Source organism: Defluviicoccus vanus (assembly GCF_014672695.1).
Taxonomy (GTDB): domain Bacteria; phylum Pseudomonadota; class Alphaproteobacteria; order Rhodospirillales; family Defluviicoccaceae; genus Defluviicoccus; species Defluviicoccus vanus.
In genome coordinates this window covers 221,673-246,021 of the sequence record NZ_CP053923.1, presented here as the reverse complement: position 1 = coordinate 246,021, position 24,349 = coordinate 221,673, and the positions used below count along the sequence as shown (strand labels likewise).

General features: G+C 64.0%; 23 protein-coding genes and 2 pseudogenes. 12 read left to right on the top strand and 13 right to left on the bottom strand.

What is annotated here, in order from left to right:
- Nucleotides 1-12: 12 nt before the first annotated feature.
- Genes metG through HQ394_RS01145 form a run of 3 tightly spaced genes read left to right on the top strand, consistent with a single transcriptional unit; the run spans nucleotide 13 to nucleotide 3,197 of the window.
- Nucleotides 13-1,590, top strand: a complete 1,578-nt coding sequence (gene metG / locus HQ394_RS01155) for a methionine--tRNA ligase (RefSeq protein WP_190261672.1) — start codon at nucleotides 13-15, stop codon at nucleotides 1,588-1,590.
- Complete coding sequence (locus HQ394_RS01150; protein ID WP_190261671.1) at nucleotides 1,577-2,350, top strand: TatD family hydrolase; 774 nt, start codon at nucleotides 1,577-1,579, stop codon at nucleotides 2,348-2,350. The genes metG and HQ394_RS01150 overlap by 14 nt, the downstream gene beginning before the upstream one ends.
- Before the next feature lie 16 nt (nucleotides 2,351-2,366).
- Nucleotides 2,367-3,197 carry an MBL fold metallo-hydrolase gene (locus HQ394_RS01145; protein WP_190261670.1) on the top strand — a complete coding sequence of 277 codons (831 nt, stop codon included), beginning with the start codon at nucleotides 2,367-2,369 and terminating at the stop codon, nucleotides 3,195-3,197.
- 19 nt (nucleotides 3,198-3,216) lie between these two features.
- On the opposite strand, the pseudogene HQ394_RS01140 reads toward HQ394_RS01145, so the two are convergent.
- Nucleotides 3,217-3,522: pseudogene (locus HQ394_RS01140) on the bottom strand (type II toxin-antitoxin system PemK/MazF family toxin); the annotation flags it as partial.
- An 18-nt stretch (nucleotides 3,523-3,540) separates the two neighbouring features.
- Nucleotides 3,541-3,771: an antitoxin MazE family protein gene (locus HQ394_RS01135; RefSeq protein ID WP_223291763.1), complete on the bottom strand. Its 231-nt coding sequence runs from the start codon at nucleotides 3,769-3,771 to the stop codon at nucleotides 3,541-3,543.
- Nucleotides 3,772-4,118: 347 nt separating this feature from the next.
- Between HQ394_RS01135 and HQ394_RS19330 the strand changes: the two genes are divergently transcribed.
- The 4 genes from HQ394_RS19330 to mazG all read left to right on the top strand — a co-directional run bounded on the left by HQ394_RS19330 (nucleotide 4,119) and on the right by mazG (nucleotide 7,702).
- Entirely contained in the window at nucleotides 4,119-5,879 is a 1,761-nt protein-coding gene (locus HQ394_RS19330; protein ID WP_223291994.1) for a tetratricopeptide repeat protein, read from the top strand.
- A 3-nt stretch (nucleotides 5,880-5,882) separates the two neighbouring features.
- Nucleotides 5,883-6,371 carry a tetratricopeptide repeat protein gene (locus HQ394_RS01125; protein ID WP_190261669.1) on the top strand — a complete coding sequence of 163 codons (489 nt, stop codon included), beginning with the start codon at nucleotides 5,883-5,885 and terminating at the stop codon, nucleotides 6,369-6,371.
- A 140-nt stretch (nucleotides 6,372-6,511) separates the two neighbouring features.
- Nucleotides 6,512-6,790, top strand: coding sequence for an NUDIX hydrolase (locus HQ394_RS01120; RefSeq protein WP_190261668.1), 279 nt, complete (start codon nucleotides 6,512-6,514; stop codon nucleotides 6,788-6,790).
- Between the two features lie 102 nt (nucleotides 6,791-6,892).
- Entirely contained in the window at nucleotides 6,893-7,702 is an 810-nt protein-coding gene (gene mazG, locus HQ394_RS01115; RefSeq protein ID WP_190261667.1) for a nucleoside triphosphate pyrophosphohydrolase, read from the top strand.
- A 129-nt stretch (nucleotides 7,703-7,831) separates the two neighbouring features.
- On the opposite strand, the gene HQ394_RS01110 is transcribed toward mazG, so the two are convergent.
- Entirely contained in the window at nucleotides 7,832-9,463 is a 1,632-nt protein-coding gene (locus tag HQ394_RS01110) for an alpha-D-glucose phosphate-specific phosphoglucomutase (protein WP_190261666.1), read from the bottom strand.
- Nucleotides 9,464-9,760: 297 nt separating this feature from the next.
- Here HQ394_RS01110 and HQ394_RS20340 point away from each other — a divergent pair, with 297 nt between their 5' ends.
- From HQ394_RS20340 to HQ394_RS19320, 3 genes and pseudogenes are all read left to right on the top strand, one after another.
- Complete coding sequence (locus tag HQ394_RS20340; RefSeq protein ID WP_263053758.1) at nucleotides 9,761-10,153, top strand: serine hydrolase; 393 nt, start codon at nucleotides 9,761-9,763, stop codon at nucleotides 10,151-10,153.
- A pseudogene (locus tag HQ394_RS20335) lies at nucleotides 10,150-10,500 on the top strand (D-alanyl-D-alanine carboxypeptidase family protein); the annotation flags it as partial. The gene HQ394_RS20340 and the pseudogene HQ394_RS20335, both read left to right, overlap by 4 nt.
- Nucleotides 10,501-10,784: 284 nt before the next feature.
- Complete coding sequence (locus HQ394_RS19320; RefSeq protein WP_223292147.1) at nucleotides 10,785-11,111, top strand: hypothetical protein; 327 nt, start codon at nucleotides 10,785-10,787, stop codon at nucleotides 11,109-11,111.
- Between the two features lie 54 nt (nucleotides 11,112-11,165).
- Here the strand turns inward: HQ394_RS19320 and HQ394_RS01100 are convergent, their stop codons facing one another.
- The 6 genes from HQ394_RS01100 to HQ394_RS01075 all read right to left on the bottom strand — a co-directional run bounded on the left by HQ394_RS01100 (nucleotide 11,166) and on the right by HQ394_RS01075 (nucleotide 16,289).
- Nucleotides 11,166-11,657, bottom strand: a complete 492-nt coding sequence (locus tag HQ394_RS01100) for a gamma-glutamylcyclotransferase family protein (protein WP_190261665.1) — start codon at nucleotides 11,655-11,657, stop codon at nucleotides 11,166-11,168.
- Between the two features lie 7 nt (nucleotides 11,658-11,664).
- Nucleotides 11,665-13,071, bottom strand: a complete 1,407-nt coding sequence (pgmG, locus tag HQ394_RS01095; protein WP_190261664.1) for a phosphoglucomutase/phosphomannomutase PgmG — start codon at nucleotides 13,069-13,071, stop codon at nucleotides 11,665-11,667.
- Between the two features lie 114 nt (nucleotides 13,072-13,185).
- Complete coding sequence (gene galU, locus HQ394_RS01090; protein ID WP_190261663.1) at nucleotides 13,186-14,055, bottom strand: UTP--glucose-1-phosphate uridylyltransferase GalU; 870 nt, start codon at nucleotides 14,053-14,055, stop codon at nucleotides 13,186-13,188.
- A 250-nt stretch (nucleotides 14,056-14,305) separates the two neighbouring features.
- On the bottom strand, nucleotides 14,306-15,064 hold the full coding sequence (locus HQ394_RS01085; protein WP_190261662.1) for a DnaJ domain-containing protein: 759 nt from the start codon (nucleotides 15,062-15,064) through the stop codon (nucleotides 14,306-14,308).
- A 4-nt stretch (nucleotides 15,065-15,068) separates the two neighbouring features.
- The gene (locus HQ394_RS01080; protein WP_190261661.1) at nucleotides 15,069-15,803 is read right to left on the bottom strand and encodes a VWA domain-containing protein; all 735 of its coding nucleotides are present in this window, start codon (nucleotides 15,801-15,803) and stop codon (nucleotides 15,069-15,071) included.
- 240 nt (nucleotides 15,804-16,043) lie between these two features.
- On the bottom strand, nucleotides 16,044-16,289 hold the full coding sequence (locus HQ394_RS01075; RefSeq protein WP_223291762.1) for a SemiSWEET family sugar transporter: 246 nt from the start codon (nucleotides 16,287-16,289) through the stop codon (nucleotides 16,044-16,046).
- Nucleotides 16,290-16,490: 201 nt separating this feature from the next.
- On the opposite strand from HQ394_RS01075, the gene HQ394_RS01070 reads away from it, so the two are divergent.
- The gene (locus HQ394_RS01070; RefSeq protein WP_190261660.1) at nucleotides 16,491-16,688 is read left to right on the top strand and encodes a CsbD family protein; all 198 of its coding nucleotides are present in this window, start codon (nucleotides 16,491-16,493) and stop codon (nucleotides 16,686-16,688) included.
- 275 nt (nucleotides 16,689-16,963) lie between these two features.
- On the opposite strand, the gene HQ394_RS01065 is transcribed toward HQ394_RS01070, so the two are convergent.
- Nucleotides 16,964-17,188 carry a hypothetical protein gene (locus tag HQ394_RS01065; RefSeq protein WP_190261659.1) on the bottom strand — a complete coding sequence of 75 codons (225 nt, stop codon included), beginning with the start codon at nucleotides 17,186-17,188 and terminating at the stop codon, nucleotides 16,964-16,966.
- A 24-nt stretch (nucleotides 17,189-17,212) separates the two neighbouring features.
- Nucleotides 17,213-17,461 carry a hypothetical protein gene (locus tag HQ394_RS01060; protein ID WP_223291761.1) on the bottom strand — a complete coding sequence of 83 codons (249 nt, stop codon included), beginning with the start codon at nucleotides 17,459-17,461 and terminating at the stop codon, nucleotides 17,213-17,215.
- A 36-nt stretch (nucleotides 17,462-17,497) separates the two neighbouring features.
- Between HQ394_RS01060 and HQ394_RS01055 the strand changes: the two genes are divergently transcribed.
- On the top strand, nucleotides 17,498-20,059 hold the full coding sequence (locus HQ394_RS01055; protein ID WP_190261657.1) for a sensor histidine kinase: 2,562 nt from the start codon (nucleotides 17,498-17,500) through the stop codon (nucleotides 20,057-20,059).
- Nucleotides 20,060-20,078: 19 nt separating this feature from the next.
- On the opposite strand, the gene HQ394_RS01050 is transcribed toward HQ394_RS01055, so the two are convergent.
- The gene (locus HQ394_RS01050) at nucleotides 20,079-22,019 is read right to left on the bottom strand and encodes an AsmA family protein (protein WP_456151511.1); all 1,941 of its coding nucleotides are present in this window, start codon (nucleotides 22,017-22,019) and stop codon (nucleotides 20,079-20,081) included.
- Between the two features lie 145 nt (nucleotides 22,020-22,164).
- On the bottom strand, nucleotides 22,165-24,180 hold the full coding sequence (locus HQ394_RS01045; RefSeq protein WP_190261655.1) for a TAXI family TRAP transporter solute-binding subunit: 2,016 nt from the start codon (nucleotides 24,178-24,180) through the stop codon (nucleotides 22,165-22,167).
- Nucleotides 24,181-24,349 lie beyond the last annotated feature (169 nt).

Here is a 24,349-nt window from a genome sequence, read left to right as displayed (position 1 = left end):
GAACGCGCCGGTATGGTTGGGCAAACGGCCTATTACCTTACGACCCCCATCTATTATGTGAACGATGTCCCGCACATCGGCCACATGTACACGACTCTCGCCTGTGACGTTCTCGCCCGGTTCAAGCGCCTCGACGGCTTCGAGGTCAAGTTTCTCACCGGGACCGACGAACACGGCCAGAAGGTGCAGAAGGCGGCTGCGGTTGCCGGCATCTCGCCGCAAGAGTTCACCGATCGGGTCTCCGGTAATTTCCGTGACCTGGCGGTCTCGATGGGGTTTTCCAACGACGATTTCATTCGCACCACCGAGGCCAGGCACAAGCAAGCACTGGCGGCGCTGTGGGCGCGGCTCGCTGAGCGCGACCAGATCTATCTCGGCAGTTATGCCGGCTGGTATGCGGTACGTGATGAGGCGTTCTACGCCGAGAGCGAGCTGACCAAGGCCGCCGATGGGACACGGCTGGCGCCGTCCGGCGCGCCGGTGGAGTGGGTGGAGGAACCCAGCTACTTCTTCCGTCTTTCCGCTTGGCAGGAGCCGCTGCTGCGGTATTACGAGGAGAACCCGGACTTCATCGCCCCGGAGAGTCGGCGCAACGAAGTGGTGAGCTTCGTCCGTGGCGGCCTGCAGGACCTCTCGGTCTCCCGTACCACGTTCGATTGGGGTGTGCCGGTGCCGGGCGATCCGGCGCATGTGATGTATGTCTGGCTCGATGCGCTGACCAACTACATCACCGCCGTCGGCTATCCGGATACCGACGCCGAGCAATATCGCCGCTTCTGGCCGGCCGATCTGCACATGGTCGGCAAGGATATCCTCCGCTTTCACACCGTATACTGGCCCGCCTTCCTGATGGCGGCAGGCCTTGCGCCGCCGAAGCGGGTGTTCGCCCACGGCTGGTGGACCAACGAGGGCCAGAAGATCTCCAAGTCGCTCGGCAACGTCATCGATCCGCGCCAGTTGGTAGAGCGCTACGGCCTCGATGCCGTCCGCTACTTCATGCTGCGCGAGGTGCCCTTCGGCAGCGATGGCGACTTTTCCCACCGCGCCATGGTCGGCCGGATCAACGGTGACCTCGCCAACGATCTCGGCAACCTCGCCCAGCGGGTGTTGTCGATGGTGGCGAAGAATTGCACCGGCAAGGTGCCGCAGCCGGGTCCGCTCAGCGCGGACGATCAGGCGTTGCTCGGTCAGGCCGGCACGCTGATCGACCGACTGCGCGGCCATTTCGATCGGCAGCAGTTTCACATCGCCCTCGTCGATATCTGGCAGGTGGTGAGTGCCGCCAACGGCTACGTCGACCACCAGGCACCCTGGGCCTTGCGCAAATCCGACCCGCCCAGGATGGCGACGGTGCTCTGGGTATTGGCCGAGGTGCTGCGCCATCTCGGCATTCTCGTCCAACCCTTCGTGCCGCAAGCGGCCGGCCGGCTGCTCGATCAGCTTGCCGTCGCCTCCGAGCGGCGCAGCTTTGCGGCATTGACCGCCGCCGACGCGCTCGCTGCCGGCACGCCGCTGCCGCCGCCGCAGGGCATCTTCCCGCGCTACGTGGACGTCGAAAGCGAAGAGGGTGCCGCCCGTGTGGGTCGATAGCCACTGCCACCTGGATTTCCCTGATTTTGCCAGTGAACTCGACGCGGTGGTCGAACGGGCGACGGCGGCCGGGGTGACGACGCTGCTCACCATCAGCACCCACCTGTCGCGCTTCGCCAGCGTGCTGGCGGTGGCGGAGCGGTTCCCCAACGTCTACTGCACCGTCGGTATTCACCCGCACGAGGTGGCGAGCGAGGGCGTGGCTCCGGTCGAACGGCTGATCGAACTGGCGCAGCACCCGAAGGTGGTCGGCTTCGGCGAGACCGGCCTCGATTTCTTCTACGACCACAGCCCGCGCGCGCTGCAGGAGGAGGGGTTTCGCGCCCACATCGCCGCGGCGCGGGCGACCGGCTTGCCGGTGGTCATTCACACCCGCGATGCCGACGCGACCACCCTCCGCGTCCTTGACGAGGAAATGGCGAAGGGTCGCTTCACCGGCCTGCTGCATTGCTTCAGTTCCGGCGCCGAACTGGCGGAGCAGGCGGTTGTCCACGGTTTGCACATCTCCTTTTCTGGCATCCTGACTTTCAAGAAAGCCTCGCACCTCGTTGATATCGCCCGCACCTTGCCGCTGGACCGGCTGCTTGTGGAAACCGACGCGCCGTTCCTGGCGCCGGTACCACACCGCGGCAAGCGCAACGAACCGGCGTTCACCCGGATGACCGGGCGCAAGCTCGCCGAAGCTCGCAACATGGATGAAGCAGCGATGGCAACCATAACCAGTGACAACTTTTTTCGCCTTTTCCACAAGGCAAGATAACGGTGTGGAAAAACGGATGCGGATAACCATCCTCGGCTGCGGCAGTTCCAGCGGCACCCCTGCANTCGATTTCGGCTGGGGTCGCTGCGATCCGGCCAATCCGAAGAACCGGCGACTGCGACCGTCGATCCTGGTGGAGGAGGGCGAGACCCGCCTCCTCGTCGACACCTCGCCCGACCTGCGCCAGCAGTTGCTGGACGCCGGCACCGGCCAACTCACCGCCGTCCTCTACACCCACGCCCACGCCGATCACCTGCACGGCATCGACGACCTGCGCGCGGTCAACCGGATTATCGGCGCGCCGCTGCCGGTTTATGCCGATAACGCGACGCTGGCGGTGATCAGCAACCGGTTCGAGTACGTGATGACGCCGCTGAACGGCGATGGCAGCCACTTCTACAAGCCGCTGCTGCAGCCGCACGAACTTGCCGTCGGTGAGAGCGTGCGCATCGGCGCCATCACCGTCGAGGCCTTCGACCAGGATCACGGCTTTAGCCGCACGCTGGGCCTCCGCTTCGGTGCCTTCGCCTATTCCACCGACGTGGTGGATCTGCCGGAGGAGTCCTTCCGGGCGCTGGAGGGCGTGCAGCTATGGATCATCGGCACCATGGTCGATCGCCCGCACCCGACCCACTGCCACGTGGACAAAGCCCTCGAATGGATCGCTCGCGTCCGCCCGGCACGCGCAATCCTCACCCACCTCGGCCCTGACCTCGACTACGCGACGCTGGCCGCCCGCCTGCCCGCCGGCGTCGAGCCGGCCTACGACGGGATGCGGATCGAGGTGGCAACGGCGGTGGCGGCTCCCCGCGACGGCCGCAACCCGATCGCCGCCGCCGGCGCATAGCCCCTCACGCCCAATATCCCTAGGCCAGGCCAATAACCAGGGCGAGGGCGCGGCCGAGGCGAAGCAGGGTTTCGTCGTCGAGGCTGCCGATCGGCTCGCTTAGCCGCTCCCGCCGCAGTGTCGCGATCTTATCAACCATAATCTGCGAGTCTTGCGGCAAGCCATTGCCGGCGCTCGCCTCAACGCTGAGGCGGAACAGCGGCGCATCGACCAGGGTGCTGCTGACCAGACAGACGACGACGCTGGCGTGCGTCTCGTTGAACAGGTCAGACTGGATGACGATCGCGGGCCGGCGCTTGCCGTAGTCGCCTGGAGCGGTGACGAGAACGACGTCGCCNGCGCCTCACGATGCGTCGTCGTCAAGCTCGGCGACCGCCTCGATGAAGTCGATCGCGTTCTTTTCACTCGGATGCCGGCTGGCACGCAGCGACTGCCGCCGCGCCTCCTCGACGAAGTTCGGCGCCCGCACGTCCGGTACCCAGATCTGCACCGGCCGCAACCCGGCCGCCCGCAACCGCGCCCGATAGGCGCGCATCTTCTCTCCGGGGGTCTTGATCCTGCGTTGCACGGCCATGCTCACCTCACAGGTAACATGTTACCGTTTCTCAGCGACGGGCGCAATCGGCGGCAAGCCATTGCGCCTGGTGGGAACAAAGGTATAACGGAGGGGCAAAGGGGGTAGGGCGCTCCGCCATGGCCGAACCGGGGGCAATCTTCATCAGCTATCGCCGCAGCGAGGTGAATCGGTTCGTGGTTTGCTTCGATCAGGCCAACGCACCATCACTGTAGCATGTGTGAGGCAACGCGCTTCGTTATGGGGGCGGGGGATCGTGTACGAACAGCCTAAAACACTATGGGAATGGATCACGCGAAAAATCATAACCCGCTTCGGGTTGTGGGGCCCTGATCGGCTTGGCCGTCGTGGTAGCGGCAGCCTATTCCTGGACGCAGTGGGATAGTGTCACTCGCTGGCCCGGCGTCCGTCCGCTGGTCGACTATTTCGCGCGTGAGGCGTTGCCGAAAGCCGATCCGCAGCGTTTGTCCGTGGCCGTCGCCGATTTGCAGGACGACGATGCCAATCCAAGCCAGAAGCAACTCATCATCCGGTTGTTGCGCGAATTCGAGGGAGTGCAAGTCCTCGATTTCAACCGGACCATCGCCGTTGAGGGGTCGGTCCCCGATCAGGCAGAACGGCAAGGCCACGACCAAGCGCGGCAATTGCTGGCCAAAAGCGGCGCATCGATCCTGATCTGGGGGAGCATCCTTCACCACGGCGCTGAAACGAAACCGGATCTATACCTCACCACGGCCGTTGGCGGGGCCGGCGGGAAGCCAAAACAATACGGTATCGAAAGCGGCACGGTATTTAGCCTGCCAAAAGTGTTCTGGAATGATCTGGCGGATGTGCTCCGCCTCGTCGTTTCGACACAGGATGCAGAGTTCAGCGCCAAAGATGGCACATACGTCGCCGATCGATTGCCCTCGTTCATCGCCCGCGTGCACCACCTCTTGCAAGCAGGTTCAGGACGCCCTGAGTGGGACGCCGCTGCATTGAGCGCGGCGCGCGTTATCCTCGCCGATGCGTTGCAAACGCTGGGTGCGCAATCGGGGAAGGACGCGCCGCTCGAGGAGGCGGTGACGATTTATCGTGAGGCGTTGGCGGAACGAACCCGCGACCGGGTGCCGCTGGCCTGGGCGATGACCCAGAACAACCTGGGCAACGCTCTGTCGAGGCTCGGCGAGCGCGAGAGCGGCACGGCGCGGCTGGAGGACGCGGTGGCGGCGTATCGGGCGGCGCTGGAGGAGTACACCCGCGAGCGGGTGCCGCTTGACTGGGCGATGACGCAGAACAACCTCGGCAACGCTCTTTCGACGCTCGGCGCGCGAGAGAGCGGCACGGCGCGGCTGGAGGAAGCCGTGGTCGCCTATCGGGCGGCGCTGGAGGAACGGACCCGCGAGCGGGTGCCGCTAGACTGGGCGATGACGCAGAACAACCTGGGGAACGCGCTTACGGCGCTCGGCGAGCGCGAAAGCAGCACGGCGCGGCTGGAGGACGCGGTGGCGGCGTATCGGGCGGCGCTGGAGGAATTGACCCGCGACCGGGTGCCGCTCGACTGGGCGATGACGCAGAACAACCTGGGGAACGCGCTTTCGGCGCTCGGCGAGCGCGAGAGCGGCACGGCGCGGCTGGAGGAAGCCGTGGTCGCCTATCGGGCGGCGCTGGAGGAACGGACCCGCGAGCGGGTGCCGCTCGACTGGGCGATGACGCAGACCAACCTGGGCACCGCACTTGCGTCGCTCGGCGAGCGCGAGAGCGGCACGGCGCGGCTGGAGGAAGCCGTGGCGGCCTATCGGGCGGCACTGGAGGAACGGACCCGCGAGCGGGTGCCGCTCGACTGGGCGATGACGCAGACCAACCTGGGCACCGCACTTGCGTCGCTCGGCGAGCGCGAGAGCGGCACGGCGCGGCTGGAGGAAGCCGTGGCGGCCTATCGGGCGGCACTGGAGGAACGGACCCGCGACCGGGTGCCGCTGGACTGGGCGATGACGCAGAACAACCTCGGCAATGCGCTTTGGAGGCTTGGCGAGCGTGAGAGCGGCACGGCGCGGCTGGAGGAAGCCGTGGCGGCCTATCGGGCGGCACTGGAGGAACGGACCCGCGACCGGGTGCCGCTGGACTGAGCGATGACGCAGAACAACCTCGGCAATGCGCTTAGGAGGCTTGGCGAGCGCGAGAGCGGCACGGCGCGGCTGGAGGATGCGGTGGCGGCGTACCGGGCGGCGCTGGAGGAACGGACCCGCGAGCGAGTACCGCTAGACTGGGCGGCAAAGCAGAACAACCTGGGCTTGGCACTTTGGAGGCTCGGCGAGCGTGAGAGCGGCACGGCGCGGCTGGAGGATGCGGTGGCGGCGTATCGGGCGGCGCTGGAGGAACGGACCCGCGAGCGGGTGCCGCTCGACTGGGCGGCAACGCAGAACAACCTGGGCTTGGCGCTTTCCACGCTCGGCGAGCGGACAAGAAGCGTGACGATGCTGCGGGAAGCGTACGAGGTGGTGAGTGCAGCGTTCGCGGTCTTCATGCAGGCTGGCCAGGAGCATCATCGCGCGGATTTCGAAAACCGGCTGCGAGAGCTCGACGAAAAAATCGCTTCGCTGGCCAACCCTCAGCCCTGAAACGGATATCACCTATTTTCCATAATGAATCTTATGCGACTTGAGGATATGCGGTAAGCGGCCAGGCTCCTTTGCGCCTTGCCTGACGTTTCCGTGCCGCGCAAAGTCTGGCGCATCCCCCACCGCCGTCGAGGAGCCCCATGGCCGAGAACGCCGCGACCGAGATCAGCACCGTCGGCAGCCGCGTCGTCTACCGGAACCGCTGGATGACCGTGCGCGAAGACGCCATCCTGCGCGCCGATGGCGCCGCCGGCATCTATGGCGTCGTCGAACGGCCGGACTTCGTCGTCGTCATCCCCGTCGAGGCCGACGGCTCGGTGCATCTGGTCGAGCAATACCGCTACCCAGTTGGCGCCAGATTCTGGGGTCTGCCGCAAGGTGCCTGTAGGTCTGCGCCGGCCGGCGGCTCAGGCGGCTGAAGCAGGCTGGCATCTGCCGGTGTGGCGTGGTTTTCTCCGCGCGCGGTTGTCTGCTGCCGGCTTGGCAGCCCGCCGAGGGTGTCCCCGCATGCAGGAGAGCCGATGACCAAACGGCATGACATGGATCGGTTGCTGGAGATCATGGCCCGGCTGCGTGCGCCCGAAGGCGGCTGTCCGTGGGATATCGAGCAGACCTTCGCCAGCATCGCCCCTTACACGATCGAGGAAGCCTACGAGGTGGCGGATGCCATCCAGCGCCAGCAGATGCAGGCCCTACGCGACGAGTTGGGTGATCTGCTGTTCCAGGTGGTGTTCCATGCCCGGATCGCCGAAGAGGACGGCGCTTTCGCCTTCGTCGACGTGGTCGATGCCATCTGTGCCAAGATGATCCGCCGCCATCCTCATGTTTTTGCTGATGCGTCCATTGCCGATGCACAGGCGCAGACGCGGGCCTGGGAGCGCCACAAGGCGGCGGAACGCACCACCGCCGCCGCCAATGACGGCGCGGCGTCGGTGAGCCTCCTTGACGACGTGCCGCAGGCTCTGCCGGCGCTGCTGCGCGCGGTCAAGCTGCAGAAGCGGGCGGCGCTGATGGGTTTCGATTGGCCGGATGCCGCCGGCGCCCTCGCCAAACTCGACGAGGAACTGGCCGAATTGCGCCAGGCGCTTGCCGAGGATGCCGCGGCGGACGCGATCACCGACGAGATGGGCGATGTCCTCTTCTGCTGTGCCAATGTGGCTCGCAAGCTGGGGCTCGACGCCGAAGAGGTCATGCGCCAGGCAAATCGGAAATTCGAGCGCCGTTTCCGACGCGTCGAGACGCTTGCTCAGGCAGGAGATGAAGAGGATGCGACGCTGTCGCTGGATCAGTTGGAAGCGCTGTGGCAGCAGGCGAAGCGGGAGCAGCGCTGAGAGCGGAAGGAGCGATGTGGCCCCTTCTGCTCCCTGCTGTTAGCGGTCGCGACCGCCCTCACCCCGATCCTCTCCTTTCCTCACAAGAGAGGGTGCGTCGGGCGAAGCGGTCATCGGCACGCGCGAACCTCAGGTGATAACCGTCGGCTGTTCGCGGCCGGTGCGGGTTTTCACCTCTGCCAGAGTGTTGGCGATGGTGATCAATTCGGCCAGCATCGCCTGAGTGTCCTGGTCGTGCTTGGCCGGGTCGGGCTCGTACTTCTCCACATAGATGCGCAGGGTCGCCCCTTCGGTGCCGGTGCCGGACAGGCGGAAGACGACGCGCGAGCCGTCAGTGAAGCCGACGCGGATCCCCTGCTTCGTCGTCACGCTGTTGTCGACGGGATCGGTGTAGCTGAAGTCGTCGGCGTAGGAGACCTCGTAGGCGCCGAGCTTCTTGCCGGGCAGCGTCGGCAGCTGGTCGCGCAGATGAGCAACGAGGCCATTGGCGGCGTCGCTGTCCACCGCTTCGTAGTCGTGGCGCGAGTAGTAGTTGCGCCCATAGGTCTTCCAGTGCTCGCGGACGATCGCCTCGACCGACTCCTTGCGGGCGGCGAGAACATTGAGCCAGAACAGCACCGCCCACAGCCCATCCTTCTCGCGCACATGGTTGGAGCCGGTGCCAAAGCTTTCTTCGCCGCACAGCGTCGCCTTGTCGGCATCGAGCAGCGAGCCGAAGAACTTCCAGCCCGTCGGTGTCTCGTAGCAGCCGATGCCAAGCTTGGCGGCAACGCGGTCGGCGGCCTGACTGGTCGGCATCGAGCGGGCGACGCCGGTCAGACCCTTGGCGTAGCCCGGGGCCAGCGTCGCGTTGGCGGCGAGCACCGCCAGACTATCCGACGGGGTGACGAAGAACCGCTGNCCGAGGACCATGTTGCGATCGCCATCGCCGTCCGAGGCGGCGCCGAAGTCGGGCGCATCAGGGCCAAAGACGATCTCAACCAGGTCGTGGGCGTAGACGAGGTTCGGATCGGGATGGCCGCCGCCGAAGTCCTCCAGCGGCACGCCGTTCATCACCGTGCCGGCGGGGGCACCGAGGATGCCTTCAAGAATCGCCTTGGCGTAGGGACCGGTGACCGCGTGCATCGCATCGAAGCAAATGCGGAAGTTGCCGCTGCTCAGCAGCGCCTTGATCGCGCCGAAATCGAACAGCGTTTCCATCAGCTCCGCATAGTCGGCAATGGAATCGATGACCTCCACCGCCATTCCATCCATGCTTTGCATGCCGATCTGGTCGAGATCGATATCGGCAGCATCGGAAATGGCGTATTCGCGAATCTCGCGGCTACGGGCGAACATGGCTTCGGTCAGCTGCTCGGGCGCCGGACCGCCGTTGGTGCCGTTATACTTGATGCCGAAGTCGTTGTCGGGGCCGCCCGGATTGTGACTGGCGGACAACACGACGCCGCCAAAGGCGCCACGCTTGCGGATGACGCAGGACGCCGCCGGGGTGGAGAGGATACCGCCCTGGCCGACAAGAACTTTGGCGAAGCCGTTGGCGGCAGCCATTTTCAGGATGACCTGAATCGCCTGACGATTATAAAAACGGCCGTCACCACCAACAACCAGCGTTGAACCTTGCCGATCCGGCAAGCAATCGAAAATCGATTGAACGAAGTTTTCCAGGTAGTTTGCTTGGCGGAATACGGCGACCTTCTTGCGCAGGCCGGATGTACCCGGCCGCTGTCCCTCAATCGGCTCAGTTACGATGAGCTTTCTCAATGCTAAGCCCCCTTCCCTATGGCTTGCCGAATCGTTTTGCGTTTCGGCGCCGACGTTATCAGGATCAATCCCCGGCGCCAATCGTCTCGGCGGCAGCTGATCCGGAAAAGCCGTGGCCGAACAAACCGCTGCTGTGAGGACCGCCTCGCTGTGGCGGCGCGCAGAATTTCAATGCTCAGGAAATCCCACGTTTGTTATAGAAGTTTGTGGCGCAGACGACGTCGGCAGCGAAATCGTTCCCTGTCGGCGTCGTTGTCATTCGCCACCCACGCCCGGCCCACAGAAGGGTGGATCAACATGCGAGACCTCACGCGAGTCCTTGTCTCGGCGCCGCTTCGCCGCGTTTTTCGCTATGCCTTCGGTACGCACGCCAGAATTCTTGCTTTGCTGTGTGTTCTGACCATGGCGGGCTGGCCGGCGCTGGCCGCCGATGGTCGGCTGGCCTCAATTCTGATCGACGCCAACGATGGTCGCGTCCTCGAAAGTGCGAATGCCGATTTGCCGCGCTATCCGGCGTCGCTGACGAAGATGATGACTCTCTATCTTACCTTCGAGGCCCTCGACGACGGCCGCTTCACCCTTGATCAACCGCTGACCGTATCTGCCCGGGCAGCGGCACAAGCGCCGACCAAGCTGGACTGCGGGCCGGCCAAACCATTGCGGTCGAATCAGCCCTGCTTGGACTGGTGACCAAGTCGGCGAATGACGCAGCGATGGTCCTGGCCGAGAATCTGGCCGGGACGGAAGAGAACTTTGCCCTGCGGATGACCAGCAAAGCGCACGCGCTGGGCATGTCGCAGACCGTCTTTCACAACGCCTCCGGGCTTCCTGATCCTGATCAGGTGACAACGGCCCGAGACATGTCGACGCTGGCTCTGTCCCTCCTCCACCATTATCCGCATTATTATCACTACTTTTCCGTTAGAGAATTTTATTACTCAGGCCGGCCCATCGCCAATCACAATCGCTTGCTCGGCGTCTACGAAGGGGTCGATGGCATCAAGACTGGCTACACCCGTGCCGCAGGCTTCAACCTCGTTGCCTCGGCGCAACGGGGCGATCGGCGGCTGATCGGCGTGGTCCTTGGCGCGCCAACGTCGCCGGTACGTAATGCGATGATGGCCGATCTGTTTGATCAGGCGTTTCGCGGCGACCAGCAGATTCAGCTGGCCAGCATTAGCTACTATCTTAATGGCGGCTCAGCGCTGGCCCGCAACAATGTTGCAGGCGAGATTGCTTCTGCTCGCCGTCAGGTGGCCTACGCGGCTCCGGCGGTGATGAGTCCACGAGTCGCCACAGCATCAAAAAGCGTGCACACCAAGTGGTCGCCAAATCCGCCGCACCGAAGGCGGCGTGCAGCGGTCGCGGCGCCCACCGCTGCGGCGCGGTGGCGCATGCGAGCGCCAAGTCGGCGCGAGGCAAGTCGACGCAGGTTGCGGCGAAGGCACCGTCAGCAAGCACGGCCAAGAAAGCGAGTGTCAAGAAGGCAAGCGGCAACAACACGGTGGCCGCCGCCGCCCCGGCACGGCCGAGCGTCAACAAGGTTAAGGCCAGCGTCGCCAGCAGCAAGGCCAAGCCGGCTCCCGCACGGTCAAAGTCGGCGAAGGCGGCAGCGCCTGCCGACGCCACGCGGTACGCACGCCGCTGAGATTCCGGAGCTAAGATCATCGGCGACGGTCGGCAGGTCGTCGCCGTCCTGGTCTCAGCCGGCGGCAACCGGGTTGCTGCGGATGCGGGTGAGATAGCGGCGACGGTGGCGGCGGCGCCATGTTGCCAAGTCCCAGGGCCGCGTCTCATCGGCGAGGTTGTTGTTTACCGGCAGGAAACAGCAGGCTGCGATCGACCCCGACCGGCGACCAGCAACGGTGACCATCGCCTGCCAGTAAGCATCGCCCTCGAAGCGGACCAGCCGACGCTCGGCATTCGCGTCCACTTCGTGCAGCAATACCCCCTCGACCTCCTGCTGCGGCGCTGGCACTAGCACCGGATAGGTCGCCCCGCGCATATACAGGCGACCATAGCCAGAAAGGCTGGCAGCTTCGACGGGCGGCAGATCGGTGCGCGGTCCAAGAACTGCGGCGCGCACCGCGGCGTCCATCAGCGTTCCATAAAAGAAATAGGTGCGGAGCTGCCGCGCAACCGAGGGGCGCGCGGTGTGCCCCTCTCCTCCGACCGACGCGGTGTTTGCTCCCACCGGAGGATTAATGGACGACGGCAACCGGATCGATCTCGCTTGCCGTCAACTGCAGCGCCAGTTCATCGCGCAGGCGTTGCAATCCGGATTCCGAGGCTGACTCACAACGACCCACCAGCACCGGCTGGGTGTTGGACGCACGCAGCAGCCACCAGCCGTCGGCCGTGGTCACCCGTACACCATCAATGTCCTGCACCGAAATGTCGCTACGACCGTTGAGTCGGCGCTTCACTTCGTCGATCACGGTGAACTTGCGCTCATCCGGGCAGTCAATACGCAATTCCGGCGTGTTGACCATCGTCGGCATGGCGTCGCGTAACTCGGCGAGGCTTGCGGTTGAGCGGCCGAGCAGATCAAGCAGACGGATGGCGGCGTAGGGCGCATCGTCAAAGCCGTAGTACTTATGCGCGAAAAAGATGTGGCCGCTCATCTCGCCGGCAAGCGCCGCGCCAGTTTCCACCATCATCGTCTTGATCAGCGAGTGGCCGGTCCGGCTCATCAGCGGCTTGCCGCCCATCCGGGTGATTTCGTCGAACAGGACTTTGCTCGATTTCACGTCGGCGATGATCGTCGCACCCGGCATCTCTTCCAGCACGGCGCGGCTGAGGATCACCACCAGCTGATCGCCCCAGATCACCCGCCCCTTACCGTCGATGACGCCGATACGGTCGCCGTCGCCATCGAAGGCGATGCCGAGATCACAACCATGCTCCGCGACCGCCGCCTGCAGCTGGACGAGATTCTCCTCCACTGTCGGATCGGGATGATGCGCTGGAAAGGTGCCGTCGACGTGGTCGTTGATGAACACGTGCGTTCCGGGAATGCGGGCGCAGAGGTCATGCAGGATCGCGGCGGCGGCACCGTTGCCCGGATCCCAGGCGATCTTCAACGCACGGTCGCTCGGTGCCAGATCCTGCGCCAGGCGAGCGACGTATTCGCCCTTGATATCGTAATCCTCGACCGTGCCCGGCCCGGTTACGAAATCGCCGGCGGCAGCCATTTGCCCAAGCAGCTGAATTTGATCGGCAAAAAACGGCTTGCCGCCCTTGAGCATCTTGATGCCGTTGTAATCGGGCGGATTATGCGAACCGGTGATCATCATCCCGCCGTCGGCGCCAAGGTGATGGGCGGCGAAGTAGAGCATCGGCGACGGGCCGAGGCCGATCTGGATCACCCGCACGCCTGTTGACTTCAGGCCGACCACGAGGGCTGCCGCCAGCTGTGGCGAGCTCAGGCGACCGTCGTAGCCAACGACGACGGATCGTCCACCACCGCGCACCACCAGCGTTCCGAAGGCGCGGCCGACCGCACAGACGACTTCTTCCGTCAGCACGTCGCCGACAATGCCACGGATGTCGTACTCGCGAAGAATGGTCGGATGCAGAACGATTGCGTTGCTGGTCTCGGTTGTCATCGGACTTGATCCTCTGTCGGTCACCCGGTCTGTTCCCTCCTGGTTGCGAACGCCGGTCGAGGCGCCCGCCCGCCAGGGCGGCGGCGGACGAAGCCGCCCACCGCTCGTGCAGCGCTAGCTAAAACGCGTTAGCATCTGCCGGACCCGATCGCTCATGTCAGGGCGCTCAAGCGCGAACGCCAGATTTGCTTCCAGGTAGCCAACCTTGCTGCCGCAGTCGAATCGCCTGCCGTCGAAGCGAAAGCCGTGAAACGGCAACAGGCTGATCGTCTTCGCCATGGCATCGGTGAGCTGAATCTCGCCGCCTTTGCCCTTCTCCTGATGTTCGAGGATGGTGAGGACGATGGGTTCGAGAATGTAGCGACCGATGATCGCCAAGTTCGACGGCGCGTCGGCCGGCTTCGGCTTTTCGACCACACCGCGGGCGCGCACCAGCCGCCCGTCTTCGCTGCCCTTATCGAGGATGCCATACTGGTCGGTCAGTTCGTGCGGCACTTCTTCGACCGCGACGAGATTGCCTCCCACTTGGCGGTGCGCATCGACCATCTGCTTCAGGCAACCAGGCGCTGCCATGATCAGATCGTCGGCGAGCAGCACGGCGAAGGGCTCGTCGCTGACGAAATTGCGGGCACACCAGACCGCGTGGCCGAGACCCAGAGGATCTTGCTGCCGGGTGTAGGAGATGTGACCGGGAGGCGGCATCCAGTCGAGCACCGAGTTCAGCGACTCGCTCTTGCCGCGTTCGCGCAGCACCATCTCCAGTTCGATCGAATGATCGAAGTGGTCCTCGATGGCGCTCTTGGCGCGGCCGGTGACGAAAATGAACTCCTCGATTCCCGCCTCGCGCGCCTCCTCCACCGCGTACTGAATCAGCGGCTTGTCGACAATCGGCAGCATTTCTTTCGGCAGCGCTTTGGTAGCTGGCAGGAAGCGGGTCCCCAGTCCGGCCACTGGAAAGACCGCCTTACGCACGGGTTTCGGCATTGAAATTGTCCCTAGCTGCTGGGAGGTGCCTCGGACGCAGTTGCAGGTGCCAACGAGCGGGCCCTTATATCGAGGGAGATGGGTTTCTCGCAATGCCGCAGTGCACAATTCACATTGAGGCGAGCGGTTGGCAATCCTGGTGTGTCGCTGAACGCGCGCCGGAGTGGCTTGTAGCGAAGCCATCACCGGCCATCGAAGTATCCGGCATAGTCTGCCCTGCTTGCGCCCCGCTGAATGTGACCGGCGCCACTCAAGACCGTTTGCCATTGCCGAGCAGGAGATCGCGGGCGCGATTCACCTGGGCGGCAAGATCGCTCGAGCCGCCGTGGTCCGGATGCAGCACCTTGATCAACCGGCGATGGGCGGCGCGGACCGCGTCGTCGTCCGCGTCGGCCGGCAGGCCGAGGATGCGGTAGGCATCGGCCCGGCTCATCATGCGTGCGGCGGTGCCACTGGCAGTCGCCGTCGCATCCGCCGCGTCCTCCGCCTCCGCTCCGTCCTCTGTTGTCGACGCCTTGCGCCAATCAGGAAAGCGGCGGTCGGCAAACGCTTCCAGCAGCGGCAGCGACTGGGTATCGCTGACGGCGCAGGCCTGCATCAGTGCCGCGAGGTCGTGCAGGCTCAGCTCGCTCAAGTGTCGACCGGCAAAGGCGCCGCTGATCACCTCGCCATCAAGATCGCCCGTCGCGTGATCGAGCGACATGCGCAGGGTGCGCGTGGTGAGGGTCGAGGATTGGCCACTGCCACTGCCCAGCCAACCGGCCTGCGCGGCGCTTGCCTGCAGCTTGCGCCAGATCTGCCGCAGGAATGGCGACAGCAACAGCAGGGCGCCAAGGGCAGCCGACCCCGCCCCCGTCACGACCAGGCCGATCACCACCAGGCTCGCCAGTGTCGCCACCAGCCACGGCACCGCCTTCAGCAGCCGCTGCGGCTCAACGCTGCTGAACCAGCGGGCCAATAGCCCCAGCAGTAACAGCAGGCCGAACCCGGCGACGAGCGCAGCGACCATCGCCTCACGCCTCAGGCATTTGCCGGGCGAGCAGTTTCACCGCACCGCCGCGCTGCCGCGCCAAAGCGGTCAAGGCGCGCCGGCCGCCCGCGGCGTAGACGGCGACCGCGCTCAGCAATTCGCGCAGCTGATGCGCACTTGCCGCATCGAAACGGCAGTAGGCGCCACCTGACAGACGGGCAATCTCCTTGAAGGCGAACGCAGCAACGGGATCCTCTCCTTCATGGAACATGAACGCCGGCAGTCCATGCAGGCCAAGCTGGCCGGCCAGTGCCGCCAGCTTTTCGACGTTTTCTTCCATGCAGTCGCCAATGAAGACCAGCGCCGCGACGCGGCCGCGCGTGGTTTCATTGAGTGCTTGCTGCAGGACTTTCGCAATCTGTGTCTCGCCAGCGCGGCAGGTCACCGATGTCATCAGCCGCAGCAGGTCGGCGGCCTGGACCGTCCACGGTGCCACCTTGAACTCGCCGAAGCCACGATAGAAGCACAGCTGCATGGCGAGGCCGCCGATACCGGCAGTGGCGACAAACATCTCGGCGGTAATCTGTGCCGCCCTGTCCCAGGTGGGCTGCCGGCTGCCGGTCGCATCGAGCGCGAAAATCAGCCGCCCCGGCTGCCCCTCGCTGCGCGGGCCGGGCGTGAGCGCGGCCACCCGGCGGAGAAACGCATCCGTCTCCTGTGCCGAGGCCGGCGCCGAAGCGGGCGTGGCTGCGGCTGGCAGTTTACTGTCGCGTCGCATGTTCGTTGCTGTTGCCCGCGCCGGGGAACGCCTGTTTCTCATCGATAACCATGCTGATAACGTAGGCTGAATTGGCAAAGGATGCACGCGACGTCAGCGGCCTGCTGCCGCGCTTGTGATCGCCCCATGGCGTCGGCACATGCGGCACCCGGTGACCGACAACCGCTACAGCATGCTCAGCTCGTCGCCTTCGCAGCTGAAACGGTGGCCTCGTTGGCGAGGCGGTGACGATGCCGCAGCTTAAGAAACAGAATAACCCCGGACAACAACAGACTTGCCGAATTGAAGACAATGATAGGGGATGCTTGCGATCATCACACCATAGGCAATCCACAGCGAAAATGCCGCCACAGTCATAACGTACATTTTCTTTGAGATCGCTTCGGTATCACCCTCTCGCCATGCCTTGACCACCTGCGGCACAAAGCTGCCTGTCGAGCATAGTCCGGCGATGGTACCGATGATTTCGGGCAGCGAAGCGATCATGCAGACCTCATCACGGCGCTCTCTGGCTGCCTCGCCCGCTTGCACAGACGTGGATACGAGGGAGGTTGTGGCAGAGAAAACGCGGTGACTGCGGCCGGTGTTCCACCTGGTGCTGTTCTTCCAACAGGATTTACCGGGAACCAGGCGCCGCCGGCGGACGTTGTTTGCGTACGGATGACACAGACAAGGAGCATAGCCGCGATGAATTGGGATCAGGTCAAAGGCAACTGGAAGCAACTGCAGGGCCAGGTGAAGCAAAAGTGGGGCAAGCTGACCGACGATGACCTCGAGGTGGCTGAAGGTCATCGGGACGAGATTGTCGGCAAAATCCAGGCCCGCTACGGCATAGCACGCGAAGAGGCAGAAAAGCAGGTCGCTGACTGGGAACGCGGCCTCTAACCTGCCCCATCCTCGGAGGTCCCTGATGCGGACATCCGCACGCACGATCCGCCGGAGTAGCGCGCGGATCGTGCGCTCGTGTGGATCGAATTACGCTAACAAACTCGTTTGATAATACCTCGTAATATGTTGAATTATATTTCAAAACGGCCAAACGCCCAGTGCACCTATCCCACTGGCGCGCGTTTCATGCACAGCCTCGGCAACGCGTGCGCCCGTAACGCGCCAGCCGCACCGGCGCCACGGTGTCCACCGCGGCGCCGACGGTAGCAGGTTCAGCGCGTCCGCTTCACCTGTGGGTCTTCCTCGCGCGCCTTCTTGCGTGCCTGCTCTTCGGCGTCGCGAAGCAGCTTGCCTTCCTCACTGTCGAGCGCCTTCGCCGCTTCGCGCGCGTGAGCCTCGACATTCGCTGTTTCAACGAAGTCTTGGGTTTTCTCGTTGTAGGCTTTGGCAGCTGTGACGTTGCCTTCGCCTTGATTGTTCTCGCGATCCTCGTTCATCGTCGGCTCCTCAATGTTCAGCTTCTAGATAAAGAACCGTGTGCCGACCTCGTTGGTTCCAAAGACGATGACCAGAAGACCTGCGCTCAGGCGGCAACGATCGAGGCGGCGCACCGCGGCATCGGAACCGAGCGACGGCCGTGACGTTTTATTGCTGTTCTCCTGCCTGACCATGGTGACGTCGCTGCGCCCAACATCTTTGATCAGTACAGTTGGCATCAATTCCGCCCGCGGCATTGACGCGTTCTTGTCACCAAACACGTCAATCGACACTGTAACAATAGTGGTTCGTAATGGAGCATATGCACGGTGGAGGAACACAAGCAGGAGCGATCAACCGGACGGCTGCCAAGCGTCCGGCTGATTTTGGGTCGGGTTGTTGCAGCCGTGGTGCTGCCGCTCCTCGCCCTGCTCGTGGCCTATGGCGCCTGGAACGTCCAACTGCAGCGCGAGCTTCTTGATCGCACCTTGCAGCAACAGGCCGCGGCGGTCTCCCTGGCGGTGGACGGCGAACTCAAAGGGATCGCGTCCACTCTGGTCACTCTCTCCACCTCGGGCGACATCGACGATGATGGATTGTCGACGCTTTACGCTCGCGCCGGCCAGTTGGCTGCGGCGCAAGGGGGATGGATTGTCCTGACCGATGCCACCCACCGACCGGTGTTCAACACCTTGTTTCCTCTCGGTGCAGAGCTACCAAAGGAAGAGCTCGCGGCTCAGCAGGGACTGGCCACCCACATAGCCGCTTATGCATCCGGGCAGCCTGCCTATACCGATCTCTTCGTCGATACCACGAAGGGACAGCCCGTCGTTTCCATCACCGCGCCGGTCCTGCGCGACGGCAAGGTCGCCTACACACTGGGCATAGCGGTCACCGCGGAGCACCTCTCTCACTTTCTCAAAGCGCAGGGATTGCCAAATGGCATGGTTGCCTCCCTGGTGGATCGCCAGGAGATAATCATCGCCCGCTCAGACAATGCCACGTCGGTGATTGGTCAGAAGGTTCTATCCTGGTTCAGCAAAGCCGCTTTACCTTCAAGTGAAGGGATTGTTGGCGGCGTCTCCCGCTCCGGCGTTGACATCTATGCGGCGTTTACCCGCTCTCCGGTGACCGGCTGGACAACGGCGTTGAGCCAGCCGGTGGACGCATTCCGGGAGCCGGTGCGACGGACTTTCAACCTCGTCGCCGGTGGCGGAATTACCTCGCTGATCCTCGCGTTGGGCGCCGGTTGGTATCTCGGCCGACGCATCACCCAACCGTTGCGGCGGCTGGCGCGCGACGCGGGCACTATCATCGGTGGCCAGAGCCCCTACCCGCCGGAAGAGCCGATTGCCGAGGTGGCCAAGCTGCGCGTTGCGCTGCTCGATGCCGCAGTTGCGCATCGCGACAAGGTCGCCGCCCGCATTCAGCTGCAATGGGAACGTGAGTCGCGGAACGCTGCGGAAGCTGCCCACCAAGAGATTCTTCGCCGTGATGCACGCTTCCGCCGGCTGATCGATGCCAACCTCATCGGTATATTGGTTGCCAATGAGCATGGGCTAGTCGAGGCCAACGATGCATTTCTAAAGATCATCGGCTATAGCAGAGAGGAAATCGGCGATGTAATGCGTCAGTGGAGCCAAATGACGCCTGTTGAATATCATGGGAATGATCAAGATGCGATCTTAGAGATTCTTCAGCATAACGAATGCTCACCCTACGAGAAGGCATTCATCCATAAGAACGGTTCTCTTGTCTATGTGCTTATTGGCTGCGCGAAGGTCGAAGCTAGCGACCTGACCTGGATATGTTTCGTCATCGATCGCACGCAGCAAAAGCAGGCAGAAATGGACCTGCGGAGCAGCGAGGAGCGCTATCGTGCCCTGACGGAAGCGATTGCTTCGATTGTCTGGGTGACCAGCGCCGAGGGCAGCGCGACCGACATTGCCGCCTGGCACGCCATCACCGGCCAAAGCGACCAGGAGTGTTCCGGCTGGGGATGGCTGAACGCCTTGCATCCCAGTGACCGACTGCGAGTGAGCGAAGCGTGGCATTGCTCAGTCGAGCACATTGAACCGTATGACATTGAATACCGCGTTCGGTGCCAGGACGGCAGCTACCATTGGTACAACGCGCGTGGTGTCCCGGTCCGCAACAGCGACGGTACGGTTCGCGAATGGGTCGGCGTCTGCATCGATATTGAAGGCCGCAAGGCGGCGGAAGAACGGCAGATTCTGCTGATGGCGGAACTCGACCACCGGGTGCGCAACATTCTCGCTTCCATTGCCGCCATGGTGTCGTTGACGGCGCAAGGTGCGGCGACAAAGGAAGAGTACGCCCGGCGCCTGCACGGCCGCATCGGCACCATGGCCCGGACGCATGGTCTGTTGACGCAGCAAAAGTGGAAGGGTGCCAGCCTGCATCGCCTTGTGCAGGATGAACTCGCCATCTATGGCCGGGCACCGGGCTCGATCACGATTGGCGGCGAGCCGGCCGATTTCATCCTCCGTCCGCCCACCGCCCTCAACCTCTCGCTGATCCTGCACGAACTCGCGACCAACGCGGCGAAATACGGGGCGTTGTCGGTGGCCACCGGGCGGGTATCGGTGACCTGGACCCGCATCGCCGGCGAAGATGGTGCCAGCCTGCAGCTGGAATGGCGGGAGATCGACGGCCCTGCGGTCAGCCAGCCGAGCAAGATGGGGTTTGGCTGCACCTTGATCGGTAATGCGCTATCGGCTGAGGCAGGCGCCGAGGTGGAGCTGGAGTTCGAACCGGCCGGTGTCCGCTGTCGTATCCTGCTGCCCTTGGGGGACGAGTCGGTGCCGCATGATCCATCCCCTGCGGCTTCAGTGGAGGAACTGCGCCGGCAGACGCGGGATCCCTACTGAATAGCAGCCGGTTGCCGGCTCATCGGCCACGGCCGTCGTGGACGAACCGCTTCGCCCGCTGCACCAGGGACTGGCAATCGCTGTCGGTGCCGACCTCGGTATCGAAGGGNGGAAGCAGGCCAAGGACCGGCGTCAGGACGGCACTCAGGATCTTTTCGCCGATCGTCTTATTGCCGGTGTGCACCGGATCCGGGAAGGCGTCCGGACTGGCGAGGGTGCCACCAAGCGAAATAGGCGAACGCAGAGTCAACGGGCTGAAGTCCTTGGCGTAGGGCGTCATCGTCAAATTTAACGTTTCATCGGCCATGTTGACCGAACCGCCGCCGACGATGACCGTATCCCCGGTATCGAAGACCATGGTCTCGGCCTGGAATACGCCTTGCGTCGCCTTGAGGTCAGCGACGAGGCAGCGGATTGGCGTCGGCTTGTCTCCCTCAATGGCAAAGCCAAGCGACTCCACCACATCGAGCCCCGCCAGTTCTACTAGTAGAATGCTGATGCTCCCACCCGTCATCACCAGGGATAGCTGACCGTTGGCGCTGCCGAGGATGCTGGCCACCGACGTTCCTTGCGCAGACAGCTTCGCCCGTCCGCCGAGGACACCGGCGCTCTGCCGCGCAAAGTCCGAGCCGCGCATCAGCTCCTTCAAATTAAGTTGCCTGACCTGCAGGTCGATATCCGCGGTCACCGGTGTGCGGGCACCGTAGAGCGTCAGATCAAGATTGACCGCACCCGCGCCGAGGCCAAATGACAGTGGCTGCAGCCGCAGGGTACCATCGTCGAGCACCACCTTGGCGGCGAACCGGTCGAGTGGAACATCGTCGGTGACAATCCGCTCCGAGCGAAAGCTGACGTTCGCATCCATGGCGCGCAGCCGTGACAAATCGACCGCCTGATCCGGCAGGACGCGCCCCGGGTGCTGTGACGTTACCGGTTCACCCTTCGTGTCTGTGTCCCGTGGCGCACCGATGAATGGCGCAAGATCGGCCAGCACCAGTCTGTTGGAGGCGATCTCGCCGGTCATCAACGGACGCTTGCCACCGAAATCCACCGCCACGACGCCGCGGACATCGCTCTTGCCGAGCGAGCCGTTGAAGTTCTCGAAGGACCAGGCTTCACCTCGGTGCTGCAGCCGGCCTTTGACGTGATAAGGCGGCGTGGGTGGCAGCACCACGCCGAGCAAGGGAAACAGATCGGCGGCGTTGTCGCCCTTGACGTCGAGGCGAAGATCCAGCCGCTGCATCTTTGCCGGATCGCCGATACTGCCGGCCACGCTCGCCGCTATATCGCCCGCCACCAGGTCGAGATCGAGCGGATAGGGCTTGCCGCTCTGCTGCAGCATGACGAGCGGACCGGCATCGAGGCGAAGGGTGAACGGCTGGCGTTGATAACGACCGCTGCCGCGCAGCTGAATATCCTGGTTCGGCGGCTGCTGGCGCAGCGTTAACGACTCCAGCGCCAGATCAATGTCCTTGGTCGGCTCGGGCGTCTGCATCCGGAGCGAGCCGTCGCTGACGGTAATCTCGTCGATAACCGGTAGGGCGTTGCCACCGCCTTTGCCGCTGGACGGACGGCCGTCGCTGTTGCCAAAGCTCCAGTTGGTCTCGCCCTTGGCGTTGCGCGCCAGATGGACCTGTGGCCGATCGAGGATCAGCGACGGCAAGTGGATCGGGCCGGACAGCAGCGAGCGGACATCGACGGCGACACTGAGGGTGCCGATATCGACCATCTTGGCCGGCTTCGCCCAGGCGGCGTTGGCGATCGTCAGCTTCTCGACTTGGATCCGCGTCGTCCAGCCCGGCTGCACCTTCAGATTACCGTCGATGCTGACCGTACGGCCGAGCGCCGCACTTGCGAGGCGAGCGATGGGCCGGCGCAGATCATTCCAATCATAAAACAGCGCCACAAGCACCATGGTCGCGATGACGACCGACAGCAGACTGAAGACAGCGGCGAACACCCAGATCGCCGCCTGTTTGAGGAAGCGCAGCAAGTGAAACCTCCGTCGCCGTTTGGCCAGATGACCAGGACCCAACGCCCGATGGGCGGCGACGTTCCGTCCAGGTACAGCTCGGACGCGCCGGCAAGCGGCCTCCCTCTCCTCCCTACCTCAGGAGGCCCTTCTCCCGGAAGTAGCGCTGGGCGCCCGGATGCAGCGGCACCGGCGAGCCCTGCACCGCATGGTTAAGCGCAATCCCCTGGGCGGCGGCGTGCGCCGTCGTCAGCGCCGGGAGGTTATCGAACATCGCTTTGGTAATCGTGTAAATCACCTCCGCCGGCACTCCCTCGCGTGTCATCAACAGGTTGTTGATCGACGCGGTGGGCACATCCTGCGTCTGGCCGGCATAGGTCCCGGCGGGGATGGTTCGCGCCACATAAGCAGGACCGCCGATCCGGGCGACCACCTTCGGCGGGATGGGGACCAGGGTAATCGGCACCGCACTGGCCAGCTCACGGATCGAGGCGACGCCGAGGCCCGCTGATTGCAACGTCGCATCGAGGTCGCCCTGCTTCATCAAGGCAACCGACTCGCCAAAGGGCAGATACTGCACCGACATCATATCGTAGCTCAGACCGGCAGCGGCAAAGACGCGCCGGGCGTTGATCTCGGTCCCCGACCGCGGTGCGCCAACCGACACCCGTTTGCCCTTGAGATCGGCGAGCGACTGGATGCCCGATGCCTTGGTCGCCACCACCTGGATGTAGTTTGGATAGATCGCCGCCACAGTACGGAGCTTGTCGAGGCGGCTGGGAAAGCCCAGTTCGGCATCCCCCTTCCAGGCCAGGTCGACGGAATCGGCGAGGGCGAACGCGATGTCGCCCCGTCCGGCCTGCAGCAGGTTGAGATTCTGCACCGATCCCTGCGTTGCCTGTACCGTAACCTGCGCTGCCGGACGCAGCTTGCCGTACAGGGTGCCAAGTGCCGTGCCCAGCGGATAGTAGACGCCGCTGGGATCGCCGGTGAGGATGGTGATCGCCTCGGTCGGCGAGGCCTCCTGTTGGCGTTTGCGCCACTCGAGGAAGCGCGCGAACAGCGCCTCGCGGCTCTGCGTCGCTCCCTCGCGCGGATTGCCGCCACTCTGCTGCATGAAGGCGATGAACTCGTCGAAGGAATTTTTCAGCGGTATGTCATAGCCCGTCCCCGCCGTCGTCGGCCGCCGGTCGAGCCAATCCTGCGCCGGCTGAAAGCGCGTCCAGCCGGGAAGCTCGGCGGCGAGGTTGACATCCTGCCACTTGGGATGGCGAGGCGGCTGCAGGAACCTATCGAAGTCATCGAAGAAGGCATCGACGAAGGCAGCCATCGTCTTGTAGCGCTCAGACTTGGGATCCCAGTTGTACACCGCCATCACCGCGCCGACGGCCACCGTATCCGCCGCCTGCCCCTCGGCGATCAGCGCCGGATAGTCGCTATGGCTCAGGGATGACGGCAGGTAGGTTTGCAGCAGGTTTGGCGTCAGCGGCAGCGAGAGCAGATGCAGACCGCTGTCGGCGGCGATCTTGCTGAACAGCTCCGCCGGTTTGCCAACCACATAGACCATGGCGGCAATCTCGCCTGCTTTCAGCTTTTCCAGGGCCAGCGCCTGATCGAAGTTGGTCGGCACAATCTTGACGCCCAGCGCATCGAAGAGAATGGAGGCGGTCATCGCCGTGCCGCTACCGGCGCCGTCAACGTTGACTTTCCTGCCGGCAAGATCGGCGACCTGGGCAACGTCACGGCCAGCGAGGATGTGGACTTCCTCGTTGTAGAGCTTGGTGATGTAGCGGATGCGCTGCGCCAGATTGGGTGCTAAGTGCTCCTTTAGGCTGTAGCTGAGCACGTCGGACTGCAGGATGGCCACATCGATGCCGCGCAGGTAGAGGAGGTCGAGCAGGTTGCGCACCGAACCTTTGCCGACGATCGGCAGGATGCGCAGCTCACCGTCCTTGTCGAGCACCGCGGCGAGGTCACTGGCAATCCGGATGTAGGTGCCGTTGACGCCGCCGGAGATGATGCTCACCGTCCCCTGGTTGGCTTTGTTGCGCAATGCGTCCACCGACTGTTGCGCCTGCGCCGCCCCGGCACGGCCGCCTAGCAGGCCCAGCGCCAGCAGCAACGCCGCGATCACCCGGATCATCCTCATTCGTCCCTCCCGCCCACGGCCACCGCCCCCAAACGGGTTAGTGTGACACAATGCAATTGGTGATTGTCAGCAAAGCGCAATCAGCCGCGGGTGGCAAGAACTGAGGCGCTTCTCCCGCGCCGATTGGGGCTCGCCGCCGTCGATTACCGTTGCTACGGTTACGGACGCA